Genomic DNA, 15,204 nt, shown 5'->3' with positions numbered 1-15,204 from the left:
AAGATCCAGATTCAAAGCGAAGGTGCAGAGGTGTTCTTCAGAAATATTGAGATTCGCTCTATTAAAAGTATTCCAAAAGAATTTAAAGTACCGTAAATGAAAATTGCCGGATATTCTTTCCGAATACCCGGCAATCCATATTTATACCTATACGCTACCAGCTTACAATTTGCTGATGGGCGTTGTGATCTAAAACAAAAGTCTGCACCGGTATAGTTTGCAACTCCGTCTTATATACTTCCTTCCGGATAATCTCCGGCTTCTTGTCAATACGAATGCCTTTTGGCAATGCCGAAAATCCGTGCAGGTATACTTTCACTTTCCTAAACTTCGAAGTATAAGAGCCTTCAGCTTTTCCCAGTGTAAGCGTACGCGAACCGGCCTGATAGGAAATAGTACGCTTCAGGTATTCGCCCTTTTCAAAGCTATACGTGCTGCCATCATCTTCGTAATAAGTAAAGGTATTATTGTTCTTCCCAAAGTATACATGCAGGTATAGCGTATCCGCTGGTTGCTCTGACAAATTTTGCACTACCGACTGCATCGGCACAATGCTTCCGCCTTTTATAAATAATGGCAGATGATTAGTCGATGCTTCGCTTACAATTTCTTCGCGTGTAGCGAAATATTTATCGTTGTAGAAATCATACCAGTCACCATCCGGTAAATATACTTTGTAGTAGTCGCGTGTACTCTCGCCTGGTGCTACCAGTATGGATGGACCAAAGAAGAATTGATTCTGATAGCGTGTATCGTACGTAAGAGCATCGTGTGTATTGGTAATGGCCAGGCTTCGCGATACCGGTATACCGGTTGTGGCAGCTTCGTAGAACGCTACGTATATATAGGGAATCAATCTATAGCGCAGATTAACAAAGTTTCTCGCAGTAGCTTCTACTAATTCTCCGGATGACCACGGCTCCTGTGAACGTGAATTTTCCTTAGCATGTACACGGAAGAATGGCGAGAATGCTCCGATCGTAATCCAGCGTGCGAATAACTCTTTAGAACCATCGCCTGTAAAACCACCTACATCCATACCCGTTACCGGTATACCGGATATACCCATGCTGTTTACCAGTCGCACACCTGTCATCATGTGTTCGTCAGAAGCAACATTATCACCTGTCCATACAGCCGAGTAACGTTGTATACCCGCATAGCCGGAGCGTGTTAACAGGAAAGGACGTTTGCCATTCAGCAGTTTTTGTGTTCCTTCAAAAGTACTGCGTGTCATATTCAGGCCATATACATTTCGGGCTGTGCGATGCGTTGCCTTGTGTCCGTCAAAGTCAAACTCCAACAGGTTTGGAGTGCTTTGTCCCCACGTGGCAAACTCATTCATGTCGTTCCAGAAACCTTCTATACCATCTTGCACATAACCATGAAAAGCACCAGCCCACCAATTGCGTACACGTGGATTAGTAAAATCCGGAAAGTGGCACCAGCCCGGCCATACTTCACCGGTATAGTATGACTGATCCGGATACTTCACAAATACATCCTGTGCTATACCATCATCGTACGGAGCATAGCCCTTCTCCACTTTTATTCCGGGGTCGAGTATCACGGCCGTGTGAAAGCCTTTAGCCTTCAAAGCATCCGTCATGCGTTTCGGATCGGGGAAACGTTTTTTATCCCATGTAAAAATCTTGTAGGCATCCATATAGTGAATGTCGAGATAGATCACATCAGCAGGAATTTTCTTGTCGCGAAACGTCTGGGCTACACGCAGCACTTCGCTGTCGGGATAATAACTATAGCGGCTCTGCTGCAATCCTAGACTCCACAAGGGCGGGAGCTTCATTCGTCCTGTAAGCGAGGTATAAGATTCTATGATGCCGGCAACGTGCGTGTGGTATATAAAATAATAATTCATCTCTCCTTCTTCAGCCGTGAAAGATGAGAAACGATTATTCGATGCTCCAAAATTGAAATGCGATTTGCTGGAGTTATCCATGAATATACCGTATTGCAGACCATGATGTATACCTATGTAAAAAGGCGTAGTCATGTATATAGCATCGGCATTTACGGGGTACGCAAAGTAATCCGTGTTCCAGTTGGTATAGGCCTGGCCTCTCCTGTCGAGATTGCCTGTCTTCTCACCTAAGCCTATAAATCGTTCGCCTTCCTGCAATTTCTTATAGGTAGTAACTTCTTCGCCCAGCCACGATGTTCCAAAGGCAGCATCGTCTTCGTTGATTACGCGCCCTTGCTTGTTCACCATCCGGAAACGCACCGGCTTCTGCGAAATATATAGTTCTATTGAATCCGTACTCAGAAGCAAATGATCACCCTTATCTGAAAAAGTTACGTTTGTATTTACCGGGCCATTGATCACGGCATAACTAAAGTTGCCAAACGTTGTATCCTGACTTATCTGCAGGCGAATGATGTTGGCAGAATATATACTGATTCTGAAATTACCCTGATCGGTTATTCCTGTCAGTACATTTCCATTCCATGTATGACGGACCATGTTTCCCAATGACTTGTTATGAATTGGCGGAGCCGCCTGCACATAAAACGTAACTAAAAAATAAATACTAAACAGCAGGTATATACCTCGCTTCACTACTGCGTTCATGTTCGAGTAAAATAGTTAAGAGATAAATTATTTCTTCAGGATCAGGTATTGATAGGCTCCGAGCGATATAGTAGAATTCAATGATACGGTCGATCCATCCACAGCATTCGTCCACGTTGTGTTTTGCAAGGCAGCTGCTATCGTATAGGTATCCGGGGTATTGCGTGTATTTACCATTACCAGGTATTTATCATCAGTGACTGTTCGGGTAAATACAGCTATATCATTATCCGAGTAGTATTCCAGCGAGCCCTGTTTAAAGGCGTTGGTCTGATTATAGATCGCAAACATTTTTTTATACTGCTGCAACATATCAGCATGCGCGGTCCAATCGATTAGCTGGCGTGTAAAGAACGGAAGCTTTTCTTCCTGACCAACTTCCTGACTGCTATATATCAACGGCACTGTGCTGGTAAAGATCGTAATAGCCGAAGCTGACAGTGCGCCATTTATACCACCAAACATTTCTACCGGTGTGCCATCGTACGCTGACTGATCGTGATTGGTAGTGTAGCGCAGTTTCTTTGCTCCTGCCGGTATAGCATTATACTCTGCCTGGTGCGTGGTAAAGATTGTAGTGGCGGCACGATTGTTACTATATACTTCGCGCAGGTTGTTATAGAAATCCCAGGCATAGTTCATCTGAAAACCTGCCGTGAAATTTTCTGCTTTACCTCCTTCTGCCAGGAAGATCAGGTTTCTGTTTTTAATTGCTTTCAATTCATCAAGTGCCTGCTTCCAGAAATCAGCCGGTACATAATCTACAGCATCACATCGAAATCCATCTACGTTGGCTTCGAGTATCCAATACTTCATGGCATGGATCATCGCTGCGCGCATATCGCTGTTGGCATAATTCAGCTCGGCTACATCCTGCCAGTTTGTTCCGGGAGGAATGATCACATTACCGGAAGCATCCTGCACATACCATAATTTATTTTGCATCCACGGGTTGTCCCACGCAGTGTGGTTAGCAACCCAATCCAAAATCACCGCTATATTTCGATCGTGCGCTTTTTGTACCAGCTCACGAAGTTTATCCAGGTCACCAAACTCCGGGTTTACTTTCAGATAGTCCTGCACAGCATAAGGTGATCCTAACCCACCGGCAGATTTCAATTGTCCTACAGGATGGATCGGCATCAGCCACAACGTATTTATACCCAGCGATTGTATATGATCGAGTTTATCAATCACACCCTGAAAATTACCGGCCGCACTAAGTGCGCGAATGTTTGCTTCGTATAGTACAATATTTTCCGTTGCCGGAACATTGGCGTAGGGAACTCCGTATTGCTGCGGCTCATCTTCCCCTGGCGGCACTACCGGTTTTGCCGGCTCATTACCGGAGTTACACGCCATCATTACCAGCGCAATCAAATATAGTTTCTTCATCATCATCAATCCTGAAATAGCGTTGAGCATTGTATCGGTTAGTTCAATAAAAGGAAGAGGCCGGAGTATATACCTCCGACTCTCCTTGTAGCGGTTTAGTTTTTAACGATCGAATAAGTATATACAAACGGTGCCTTGCTTCGGCTGAAGTCGGCCGTAACCGTATAGCTTCCGGACGCTGGTATACCAATACCGGCATCGGTCTGTGTTAGTATACCTGCCAGCACATTACTGTTTACCGGACCATAGTTTACATCCCAGCCATTGTTCGCACGGAATTTCAATGCACCGTTCACCAGGTTTACCGTTACTGACCATGTTTTGGTTGCAGCGTTATAGGTCATTGGTGTTGAATCGAACCAGCTTCCTGGCGTGGCATCACCCACTACACCCCATGAATCGATCCTGGTAATGGAATAGGTAAGTCCTGCTATATCTACGCGTATTTTATAATAACCTGCTGCCGGTACATCTATACCACCGGCATTACCATCAGGTGAAAGAATACCGCTGCCTCCGCTGCCATAGTTTGTGCCACCCCAGTTAGCCACCGTAGTAAACTTGATCCACGTACTGCCCGGAATGGTTACATAGCCTTCATATACCTTAAGCGAATCGGTACCTGGTAAAGTATATAATGTGAGTGCATCAGCTTTGGAAGGATCACCACCTGATTGTTGATAGCCACCCGGTATATATAGCACGGCTGGATATTTGATCTGCGTTGCCCACGGAGTAAGTTGTATATGTATAACTTCCGATACTTCCGGATATTTATTGTTATGCATCGCTGCTGTTACACGAAGCTCGATCGCGGAAGCTACATTGGGTGTTACTCCCAGTGTATTCAGCAGTTTATCATTGAGGTCGCTCAGCTTGATCACCAGTGTATCCGTTGTGGTGGTGCCGAGCACAACAGGATTGGCAAATCCTCTGCCGGAAGAATCCATCTGCAGGGTATAGGTAATTTCTGTATCCACACCATAATCGGCCGGGCTCCATTGAAATTTGATAGCATCACCCAGCGAAGCTTCGGTAATTGTTTTTGTAAAGCCATCGGCCTGGCTTGTTATAGCCGGGGCAGCAATGTCGGTGCGTATTGTCATCATGGTTTCGTCTTTCTCGCACGCAACCAGAAAAAGAAACGCCAGTGGTATAATTCTTAAAATTGATTTCATACACATACAGGATTAATAACCAAAGTTCTGCTCAAGGTTTGTGTTCACAGCACGATCGGAAGCCGGCAGCGGAAACACGGTAACATACGCAGGTGTAGCGGCTCCGTCTTTTACATTTCCTTTCCATGCCCATATATAGGAGTCGCCAGCAAATTTACCGAAGCGTATCAGGTCGGTTCTGCGATGTGCCTCCCAGTATAATTCACGTGCACGTTCATCGAGCAGGAAGTCAAGCGTTACATCCGCTGCTGCTATATTTCCATCGGTGTTTCCATAAGCGCGTTCGCGAATGTCATTGATATAGCCAACCGCTTTTGCGAAGTCTCCTCCGCTTCCTCCCCGCACAATCGCTTCTGCATACATCAGGTATACATCTGCGAGGCGAAACAGTGGAAAGTCTGTATCGACAAATGTTTCGTTCTGTCCTTTTGCTCCAGTAGAAGTAATATTCCTGTACTTGGTGCTCAGGTAGCCTTCGGTAAATACAATGGTATGGTCGATCTCCAACGTTTGTCCGTTGGTATAGAACATGGCACGCTTATCGGTGGCACCGGATGGATCAGCAAATTTGTTTACAAAGGTTTTGGTAAAGCGATTGCCCGACCAGCCACCCGATTTTATACCAAAGCCGTTATCGGCATCCATCGATCCGCCCACGGCCGCGTGGATAATATAGGTTACACCTCCGTAGCTGCGGCTATAATTACCATCTTCTGCTACCGGGAAAATTATTTCATTGCGCAGGCGGGCATTATCGGCCAGAAACAGATCCGCATAATTCTCGGTAAGACTATATATACCGGCATTGAGTATAGCGTTGCAATGGGTTATACATTCGGTATAGCGCTGGTTGCCTTTGCCTAAATATACTTCGGCATTCAGGTATAACTTGGCCAGCAGCATGTGTGCAGCAGCCTGGTCGGCCCGCGCGTATTCGTTGGCTCCGGCAGGAGCAAGTTCAGGCAATGCATCCTGTAATTCTTTTTCGATATAAACAAAGAGATCTGCACGACTGATCTGCCTGGGTAAATAGGCACCCGGTGCATCGGCTTCTGTTACAAATGGAACTTTACCCCACAGATCGAGCGCGTAGTAATAATAGAGTGCACGCAGAAATTTAGCTTCGGCTAAATATAGCTTCACATCTTTCTGCATATCGGCCGAAAGACCATTTACACGGGCTGACACTTCGCGGATATACTCGTTGCAATACGCGATGTTTACAAATACACGCTGATACAAAAGTTGTATATAGCCATTTTGTGCTGACCATGTGTGCGCACGAAAATCGTTGAGACCGGCATCGCCCCAGGCGCTGATACATTCATCGGTAGTGAGTTCCTGTATGGCAAAGTATCCGCGCAGAAACGAAGTGGTACCTTCATCATCGGCAGAGATCTCGGGCTGTCCGTATTCACCGCGTTGGCCGGTGAGTGTAAGCACTCCGTATAGTTTCGCGAGAAATTCTTTATAGGAGGCCGGATCGTCAAATACATTTTTCGAAGTAATGATCTGTTGATTCAGCGGAGCTGTATCCAGGTCATTGAGGCAGGCGGTCATGAGCAAACAAAGCATCATAACCAGCGTGATGGATAATTTATAGAGTTTCATACGCTAAGCTTCTTCAGGTTAAAATTCACAATTGAGTGACAGGAAAAATGAGCGGGTGCGCGGGAAGAAATTGTTATCCAGTCCGCCCGATACTTCCGGATCAAGCCCGGTATATTTGGTGATCACAAATACATTCTGCACGCCCAACCCTACACGCACGTTGAGCTTATCTTTATACAGGTTCTCGAAGCGATAACCCAGGTTGATATTATCCATACGGAAGAACGATCCGTTCTCGATGTAGTAATCGGAGAAGCGCGTGTTCTGCGCACTCACAAATTTTGTTTTATCGGCCTGAGTGCTCACGTTGGAGAGATACTGCATGGAGTTATACAGCGATACGTATGTGCTGTTAGCGGCTACGTTATTATATACATAGTTACCGAGGCTTGCTCTGCCGGAGAATGAGAAGTCCCACTGCTTGTAGCGCAGGCGCGAGTTAATGCCCATGAACACTGTAGCGTCCGGCTTTTTATAGATATACCGGTCTGCATCGTTAATGATGCCGTCTTTATTACGATCTACGTATACATCTTCCAGCGGCTTGCCCTGTGCATCGTATACCTGCTGATATACCAGGTATGAGGTGCGCGGATAACCCACCTTCTGTGCCTGAATGGTTCCGGCTGTTGTGCCTCCTACATTTCCTACCGGTATACTGAAGTCCGGATTGCTGGCGAGATCAAGTTTGGTAATCTTGTTTTTATTATAGGTAATGTTATAGTTAAGCGTCCACTCAAAATCATCGCGGTCAATCACATCCCCACTCAGGTTCAATTCAACACCCTGGTTCTTTATACTGCCTACGTTGGTAGTAAGCTTCGGAGTAAAGTTGGTACCTACCGGAACTGATATATAGGCAATCAGGTCGTCTGACTTCTTGCTATATACATCGATGGAACCGGTGATCCTGTTTTGTAAAAATCCAAAATCAAAACCAGCGTTGATCGTTGTCGTGGTCGACTCCCATTTTATGTTGCTGTCGTAACCATCCGGGCGCAATGTATTATAAAATGAATTTCCCAATTGATAGCGTGCGGCATTATCGCTGCGTGTATAGGTAGCGATGTATGGATAATCGTTACCGGTTATATCCTGCTGGCCGGTTACACCATAACCCAAACGAAGTTTCAGATCAGATATAGTCTTGCTGCTCTTCAGGAATGATTCCTCATTCAGCTTCCAGGCAAAGGCAAAAGCCGGGAACAATCCCCAACGGTTATCCGGTGAGAAGCGCGAGGTAGCATCATCGCGCAACGTAGCCGTGAGCAAATATTTATCCTTGAATGTATAGTTGAAGCGACCGAAGAACGACAGCAGGTAATATTCTGTAGCATATACATTCTTGCGCGTGGTGCCTTCACTCAACTGGTTCATGGTAGAGTCGCTGCCCGAGTTATAGAAGTGCGCCCAGGAGTAACCACCCATCACATCAATTTTACTATCGATGGACTTCAGTTCTTTCGAGTAGTTCAGGTAAAAATCGAGCAGTTGGTTTTTGCTGGTAGCTTCATACGGATTAATACGTCCGCCTGCCGTAGTTGGTAAATATACCCACTGTGTGCTGTCGGCTACATTGTTGTGCCCTTTGGTTTCGGCATAGTCGTAACCCAGGTTGAGTGTTGCGTGCAGACTCTGGATGAACGGGAGCTCATAATCCAATTTTATATTACCAATGCTGCGCTTTACTTCCGAAGTATTGTCAGTAAGCGCAAGGCGTGCAACGGGGTTGCCAGGCGCCAGATTTATACTGTTGCCGTTAATACCTCCGGTTGTCCACGTGGTATAGCCGAGCCAGCGTGTATTGCCATTATATACCGGCTTGGTAGGATCGTAAGCAATAGCATCGCCTATCGCTCCCTGATCAGCAAAGTTGTTGTTGTTGATCATGCCCTTCACATTGATATTTACTTTCAGCTTGTCGTTGAGCAGAGAAGGATCTACGCCTACCGATACCGTTGTGCGCTTAAAGTTGTACGTATCCAAAACACCATTGGTATTATTATACCCAACTGAAGCACGGTAGGGAGTTTTTCCCGCTGTGCCCGATGCATTGATGGCATGATCCTGCCCAAAGGCGGTGCGGAAAATTTCTTTTTGCCAATCGGTATTCGCAGTGCCCAGTAACGAGAGCACGGCTGTGTTGTTGGGATATTGCTGATTGATCAGCGCCCGGTATTCATCACCACTATATACATCCAGTTTTTTAGGTGTAGTATACATAGTGCCGGTAACATTATAGTTGATCTTGAAATCTTTACCTCCGCGCTTGGTGGTAATAATAATCACACCGTTGGCAGCACGCGCTCCATATATAGCTGTAGCCGATGCATCTTTCAACACGGTATAGCTTTCAATATCATTCGGATTTATCGTGGCGAGTATATTGGGTGAACCTCCCAGGTTGGTATTGCTGATGGCTACACCATCAATCACAATCAGCGGATCGTTGCTGGCGTTGAGCGAAGAACCTCCGCGTATACGAATGGTCGATGCATTACCCGGAGCACCACTGTTGGTAGTAATATTTACCCCGGCCATTTTACCCATGAGTAATTCCTGCGGGGAGTTCACTACACCTCTGTTAAACGAGGCGGCATTTACTACGCCAACAGAACCAGTCGCGTCCGATTTTTTTACCGTTCCATAACCAATCACGACTACTTCGTTCAGTGTAGCTATATCGGGTTGAAGAATTATACTGACAGCGTTCTGATTGCCGACTGATACCTCTTGTGGTGTAAAGCCCACGAACGAGAATACGATCACGGCATCATCTTTCAATAATTGCAGGCTGTAGTTTCCTTCAGCGTCTGATACAGTACCATTAGAAGTTCCTTTTTCCAGGATGTTTACACCGGGCAGTGCCGAGCCATCATCGGCTGAGGTAACTTTTCCGGTTACGGTGCGGCTTTGCGCCCAGGCTTGTGCGGCCAGCAGGCAGAGCAACCCCATAAGGCTTCCTTGTAGAATCCGATAGAGTTTAGTCATAGTCGTTTGGTTATTGATTTGGGTTTGAGTGCATTCGTGTGTTACAACGCTACAAACGATTGCAGCAACAAAGGAATACGTGCCCAGAGGGGTGATCAACTTCTCGAAGAAAAATCTAGAAAAATCTGGCTGTGTCTAACCGGTATATCTTTCACCATCAAGCAAATAGATATATATAATGGGTATCAAAATCTCAACTGTTTCAGACTAACGCGAGGGCTACCCGATAGCGCGGATGCCCATGATCTGGCGATCGAACTCGTCATTGGCCACGGTCGACTTGTTGCGAAGGCGTGTTTTATAGGTATAGATCGTGGTGACAGAATAGTCGAGGATGCGGGCGATCTTCTCATTATCATGAATGCCCATGCGGATGAGTGCAAAGATTCGCAACTCGGTGTTGAGCAACTGATCTTCTTTCAGATGCACCTGGTCTTCCGGCTTGAACAAGGAATTGAACGCGGTAACAAAATCGGGGAAGAGTTTCAGAAATACCTTGTCGAAGTTATTATAGAGTTCTTCGCGTTCGCGCTTTATATTAATAGAGTCGACAATGAAGCGGATGTCTTCCAGTTTTTTGGTGAGCAATTTTATCTCCAGCGATTTTTTCAGCGCATCCAATTTGGTAATGTGATCGGCCGTGGCCATAAAGTAATACCAGATATACTCTTCCTTGATCTTGTTCGCATCCATCAACAGGTGATTGGTGTGTTGCAAACTGTCGTTGGCTTCGGATATAATTTTCTTCGCTGCCTGTATCTTCTGAAATTGCTTATAGCTGATTACAGCAAAGGTGATGGTGAGTATTGTGAGTATGGTAATAACCGAAGCATATAGTATAAGTGCCTTGCGTTGAGATTCAAGTGTGCGCAGGCGCTGGCCTTCAATGATGGGGAACACGGCTGCCACCTGTACTTTTCTATGACGCGCTCCGTAAAAATTAGCATCGTCCATCGCAATCTTTACATATTGATAAGCCCGCTCAATGTCTCCTTCTTTATATAGTATATCTGCCAGGTTCAGCATGGCGAGTGTTTCTTTGGTTGATGCATGTATATCGGCAATGGCAGCTACGATCAGCATATCTTTTGCTCGCTGTGGCTGATCGGTATATTGATAGATAAAACTTAATGTACTGGCAGCAATGGCCAGGTCGCGATCATCAAGCTGAAAGTTCTTCATCATGCGCTCAAATGCTTCGCGTGCAACATCTACATGCCGGAGCCGCACATTTTTGATACCACTATATAAAAGAAATTTCTCAGAAGAAGGATTGAGCAGTGCCATGGCCGAATCCATATAGGAGTGGCCCATGGTGGTATACTGCCTGCTATAAAAATCATCGCGGTTAAAATCACAAAGATCATAATACGTGCGGGCCATCAGGTAATAAAAATCTGCACGCAAACTTTCCGGTAGCGGTCGCGCATGGATGGTTTTCAACGTATCAATCGCTTCTTTAAATAAACCGGACGATACCTGCACAAACCCAAGCTGTATTTTGGCCTGCGAAATTTTGGGTGTATCGTGTAAGTGATAGGCCAGCATCTGCAGCTTACGCGCATAGGTAAAAGCAGAGTCGTATATAAATGATTTATACTCCTGGTATAATTGTTGGTATAGATCGAACCGGTTGTTGTAAGGCGTCTTCGCTGCGAGGTCGCGCAAATGATTGATACGTGATATCTTTTCTTTTGTAATAGCTTCGCGATTGCCAATGGCATTTTCAAGTTGTTGGAATAAACTATCCGTTGCACTTGCAGCCAGGCTGAAAGTGACCGATATAAAACAAAACATGATAGCCAGAAGTACACGCATACGCCAAGGGAGTTCAGGTACGATATAAATAAATCTCCGTGAATTTTATGGAACCAGCAGGGTTCTTCCGGAGAAAGAATTATACTCGTGAACCAAATTAGTGGTTTAAAATATTAATTCAGACAAAATGTTCAGGTTATTGGTTCTTATCCCGGTATATGTTCTGGCGTGTACCACTACCGTGGCACAGACATACGATGTGCTCATTGCCAAAGGCGACTCGGCTTACCAGGCAAAGAGTTATGAAGTTTCTGCCCGGTATTATGGACAGGCATTTCGCCAGCGAAAAAATAATGCTACGCATCTCTATAACGGTGCATGCTCGGCTGCATTGAGCGGACATACAACGGAAGCATTTCAATACCTGAATGCTGCTATCGACAATGGATGGCTCAATATCAATCACCTGAAATCAGATACCGATCTCAAGTCGCTATATACAAATGCGCAATGGAATAAAACTGTGGCGAAGCTCCAGAAAAAAGTAGATGAAACAGAAAGTCATTACAACAAGCCGCTGCAACAGGAACTGCTGAAAATTTTAGAAGAAGACCAGGCACAGCGCAGTGTCTTTATGCAATTGATCAATACGCATGGCTATAAAAATCCCAAAGTTGATAGTGTCAGCAAAATAATTCATCGCATCGACAGTATAAACCAGATAAAGGTTATAGCGATCCTCGATAAATACGGCTGGGTGGGTAAAGATAAAATAGGGTCTTCTGCCAATGAAGCACTCTTCCTGGTTATTCAACACTCCAACATTGCTGTGCAGCAGAAATATTTACCGATGATGCGCGATGCTGTAAAGAAAGGTAATGCCGAAGCGAGATCGCTTGCACTGCTGGAAGATCGTGTAGCGCTGCGCACGGGCGGCAAGCAGATATATGGCAGCCAGATTGGTTTGAATGAAGAAACCGGCAAATACTATATATCACCTCTTCAAGACCCTGACAATGTAGATAAACGAAGAGCCTCTATGGGGCTTCCACCACTCGCTGATTATGCACAGAGCTGGGGTATTGTTTGGAATGTAGAGGAGTATAAGAAGAGTGCGAAGTAGCGGTGAACTATATATTTGCTGAATCCTCTAGGAAAGGAAATCTTCTTCGGATTGTAAGATAGGTTTATTCGCTTTGCTTGTTTTAGCACATTTCATAGCCCGCTCCCGGGCCGCGGGGCCCCGCATGTTCCACCTGGTCTGCATCCAATCCGCGCATGCCCTTGCCAGGCCAAAGATTGAATGAGGCCCAGTTGAACATGCTGGAAGATTTTTTTGGTACCTTAATATATACTATAAAACTGTTCAGACTTGAAACAGGTTTAGAATCTTGCGCTGGTGGTTGGACTCTGCAAGTTGTTTGGCAGATATACCTTGCTTGTTGGGCTTGTTATAGTCGGCACCGTAGCGAAGCAGTAGTGCAATGTGTTCTGTTTTATACTTTTTTCTTACAGCGTGGTGTAATGCGGTGTTGCCATCGGAATCTGTAGCATTTACATCCGCTCCGTTCTTCAAAAACCATTCTGCTATAGTAAAGCGTTTCCAGTTACAGGCTCCGAGAAAAGGTGTATCGGTTGTCGTGCTGGTGTCGTCTATGGTGGCGCCATGTTTCAAAAATAGCTTGGCAAGCTTTACATCATCGTTCCAGGTAAGAGCAAACATGCAATGCTCGGGGTCGGCTCCTTTTGACAACAAGTAGCGAACAAGTTTTTCGTTTCGTCCGCGGGCGTAGGCATACCACAGTGGTGTTGCCGGAAAATATCCACAGCCGGGATCGGGTATACGATGAACGGAGTTGATGTGCACTCCTTTCTTCAATAACAACTTTAAAATCTTCAGACTGTTGCTGACTTTCTCGGGATTGCCGGCAATAGCGAGTGCGCAGAGATAATGCAATCCGTTTTTGCCATCGGGCTCTGACCAGGTCGTCCACTCCGGTTCTTTTCGAAGCAGGTCTTCTATCCTGATCGGATCCAGTGTTTTGATCAGTCGCACAAATTTATTCATAGTTGAATGTACGTAAAATAAATCTCCCGCAGATCTCGCGGATGTACGCAGAATAAATGCAAAAATCTCCCACGGAATACACAGATTAACACTGATTTTTTTATTGTGCTGATCTGCTTCCGATAGCTATCGGAGTGTGGAAAAACGCATTTGCCTTTTTCTGTGAAATTCCGTGAAATCTGTGGGAACAATTTTGCAATTGTTTGAATTTTACAAGTATCCATTTGAATGTAGCAATCCGACATGGAGAACACCCCATTACCTTTGCATTGAAAAAATCAAACAACCTCTATCTATATACCATGGCCACAACAGAAACACTGGAAGATTTTTACAGACAGAAGTTTAACTGGATGCCGGAGAACCTGCGGCAGGATATAGGGCACTTTAACGTGTTCAGGCTGGAAGACTGCATGGGCCCCAACAAAGAGGCTCCGAAATATAGCAGGCGCGATTATTACAAGGTTGCCCTCATCCGCGGCAACCATATATACCATTATGCCGATAAAAGCCTGGAGGTTTCCGGTACTTCGCTGATCTTCTTTAATCCGCATGTGCCGTATACCTTCGAGCAACTCACGCCCGAGCCTACCGGGTTCTTCGCTATATTTAAAGAGGCTTTCTTCACGGAACGCCTTCGCGGGGGTATAAGCGCATTGCCCATGTTTATACCGGGCAACAAGCCGAGCTTTCTACTGAACAAAAAGCAGGACAAATATGTGAGTAGTATATTTGACAAGATGCTGGAAGAGATCGGCTCTGACTATGTATATAAATACGATCTGCTGCGAAACTATATCATGGAGATCATTCACTACGCAATCAAGATACAGCCTACGGAAACGCTATATCAGCATACGGATGCCAATGCCCGCATCACCGCGGTGTTTGCCGAATTACTGGAACGACAGTTCCCGATCGAGTCGCCTACGCAACGTTTTACACTTCGCTCGGCCCGCGACTTTGCTGAACAACTTTCCGTACACGTTAATCACCTGAACCGTGCTATACGATTAACCACCGGAAAAACCACGAGCGATCATATATTCGATCGCCTCACCAGCGAAGCCAAAGTATTGCTGAAGCACACTAACTGGAATATAGCGGAGATCAGCTATTGCCTCGGGTTTGAAGAGCCTGCGCATTTCAATCACTTTTTCAAGAAACATACAAAGGTTACTCCTTCTGCCTACAGAGGGTAACACCAAAACTATACAGTGATGAAAGGAATCGCCCAGACCGCATCGTCATGCTCACGCTAAAGAAAACAGAAGATCGTTACTTCATCAGCCACTCTTCCGGTAAGATCAGCGCTGCGATCACGTATCAGTTTCATAAAGACTCGCTGCCGGTAAAAACACAACAGCACCTTTGTTCGCTCTACGTTCCTGACGAAACCAAATATACCTATACGCTCAGCGACAAACAGGAGCAGGAACTTGTGAGCATCTTGCGGAAGATCAAAAAAGAAAAGAAGTCGGACTATATATTTACCGACCACTTACAAAAAACATACCTGGTAGAACTCGTTCACTTTATTACCAAAGTGCACTACAAACGCCTGGAGCATTTATAGTGAGAAGTTCTACCAGGTAGTATATATAGTATACGCG

General features: G+C 45.4%; 10 protein-coding genes. 3 read left to right on the top strand and 7 right to left on the bottom strand.

What is annotated here, in order from left to right:
* Positions 1-154: 154 nt before the first annotated feature.
* The 6 genes from VIN08_RS08745 to VIN08_RS08720 all read right to left on the bottom strand — a co-directional run bounded on the left by VIN08_RS08745 (position 155) and on the right by VIN08_RS08720 (position 11,583).
* On the bottom strand, positions 155-2,590 hold the full coding sequence (locus tag VIN08_RS08745) for a glycoside hydrolase family 31 protein (protein ID WP_331963258.1): 2,436 nt from the start codon (positions 2,588-2,590) through the stop codon (positions 155-157).
* Between the two features lie 27 nt (positions 2,591-2,617).
* The gene (locus VIN08_RS08740; RefSeq protein WP_331963255.1) at positions 2,618-4,015 is read right to left on the bottom strand and encodes an alpha-amylase family glycosyl hydrolase; all 1,398 of its coding nucleotides are present in this window, start codon (positions 4,013-4,015) and stop codon (positions 2,618-2,620) included.
* A 65-nt stretch (positions 4,016-4,080) separates the two neighbouring features.
* Entirely contained in the window at positions 4,081-5,163 is a 1,083-nt protein-coding gene (locus VIN08_RS08735; RefSeq protein ID WP_331963252.1) for a SusE domain-containing protein, read from the bottom strand.
* A gap of 12 nt (positions 5,164-5,175) precedes the next feature.
* A complete protein-coding gene (locus VIN08_RS08730) occupies positions 5,176-6,774 on the bottom strand; it encodes a RagB/SusD family nutrient uptake outer membrane protein (protein WP_331963249.1) in 1,599 nt (532 codons plus the stop codon).
* Between the two features lie 18 nt (positions 6,775-6,792).
* Complete coding sequence (locus VIN08_RS08725; protein WP_331963246.1) at positions 6,793-9,765, bottom strand: TonB-dependent receptor; 2,973 nt, start codon at positions 9,763-9,765, stop codon at positions 6,793-6,795.
* Positions 9,766-9,984: 219 nt separating this feature from the next.
* Positions 9,985-11,583 (bottom strand): DUF6377 domain-containing protein, encoded by a 1,599-nt coding sequence (locus VIN08_RS08720; protein ID WP_331963243.1) that lies wholly within the window; start codon positions 11,581-11,583, stop codon positions 9,985-9,987.
* Positions 11,584-11,710: 127 nt separating this feature from the next.
* Here VIN08_RS08720 and VIN08_RS08715 point away from each other — a divergent pair, with 127 nt between their 5' ends.
* Positions 11,711-12,646, top strand: coding sequence for a DUF6624 domain-containing protein (locus VIN08_RS08715; protein ID WP_331963240.1), 936 nt, complete (start codon positions 11,711-11,713; stop codon positions 12,644-12,646).
* Between the two features lie 243 nt (positions 12,647-12,889).
* Here VIN08_RS08715 and VIN08_RS08710 read toward each other — a convergent pair whose 3' ends face one another.
* Positions 12,890-13,591: an ankyrin repeat domain-containing protein gene (locus tag VIN08_RS08710; protein ID WP_331963237.1), complete on the bottom strand. Its 702-nt coding sequence runs from the start codon at positions 13,589-13,591 to the stop codon at positions 12,890-12,892.
* Between the two features lie 302 nt (positions 13,592-13,893).
* Here VIN08_RS08710 and VIN08_RS08705 point away from each other — a divergent pair, with 302 nt between their 5' ends.
* Positions 13,894-14,793, top strand: a complete 900-nt coding sequence (locus VIN08_RS08705; RefSeq protein ID WP_331963234.1) for an AraC family transcriptional regulator — start codon at positions 13,894-13,896, stop codon at positions 14,791-14,793.
* A 47-nt stretch (positions 14,794-14,840) separates the two neighbouring features.
* Positions 14,841-15,167: a hypothetical protein gene (locus VIN08_RS08700; RefSeq protein ID WP_331963231.1), complete on the top strand. Its 327-nt coding sequence runs from the start codon at positions 14,841-14,843 to the stop codon at positions 15,165-15,167.
* The last annotated feature ends 37 nt before the right edge of the window (positions 15,168-15,204 follow it).

Origin of the sequence: Ohtaekwangia sp., assembly GCF_036568665.1 — a bacterium.
Lineage (GTDB): Bacteria > Bacteroidota > Bacteroidia > Cytophagales > Cyclobacteriaceae > Ohtaekwangia.
The sequence above is the reverse complement of the archived record's forward strand: the minus strand, read 5'-3'. Positions and strand labels throughout refer to the sequence as shown.

Coding starts and splice junctions, on each gene's coding strand:
- VIN08_RS08745 (WP_331963258.1), bottom strand. CDS start 2,590: ATGAACGCAGTAGTGAAGCGAGGTATATACCTGCTGTTTAGTATTTAT.
- VIN08_RS08740 (WP_331963255.1), bottom strand. CDS start 4,015: ATGCTCAACGCTATTTCAGGATTGATGATGATGAAGAAACTATATTTG.
- VIN08_RS08735 (WP_331963252.1), bottom strand. CDS start 5,163: ATGAAATCAATTTTAAGAATTATACCACTGGCGTTTCTTTTTCTGGTT.
- VIN08_RS08730 (WP_331963249.1), bottom strand. CDS start 6,774: ATGAAACTCTATAAATTATCCATCACGCTGGTTATGATGCTTTGTTTG.
- VIN08_RS08725 (WP_331963246.1), bottom strand. CDS start 9,765: ATGACTAAACTCTATCGGATTCTACAAGGAAGCCTTATGGGGTTGCTC.
- VIN08_RS08720 (WP_331963243.1), bottom strand. CDS start 11,583: ATGCGTGTACTTCTGGCTATCATGTTTTGTTTTATATCGGTCACTTTC.
- VIN08_RS08715 (WP_331963240.1), top strand. CDS start 11,711: ATGTTCAGGTTATTGGTTCTTATCCCGGTATATGTTCTGGCGTGTACC.
- VIN08_RS08710 (WP_331963237.1), bottom strand. CDS start 13,591: ATGAATAAATTTGTGCGACTGATCAAAACACTGGATCCGATCAGGATA.
- VIN08_RS08705 (WP_331963234.1), top strand. CDS start 13,894: ATGGCCACAACAGAAACACTGGAAGATTTTTACAGACAGAAGTTTAAC.
- VIN08_RS08700 (WP_331963231.1), top strand. CDS start 14,841: ATGCTCACGCTAAAGAAAACAGAAGATCGTTACTTCATCAGCCACTCT.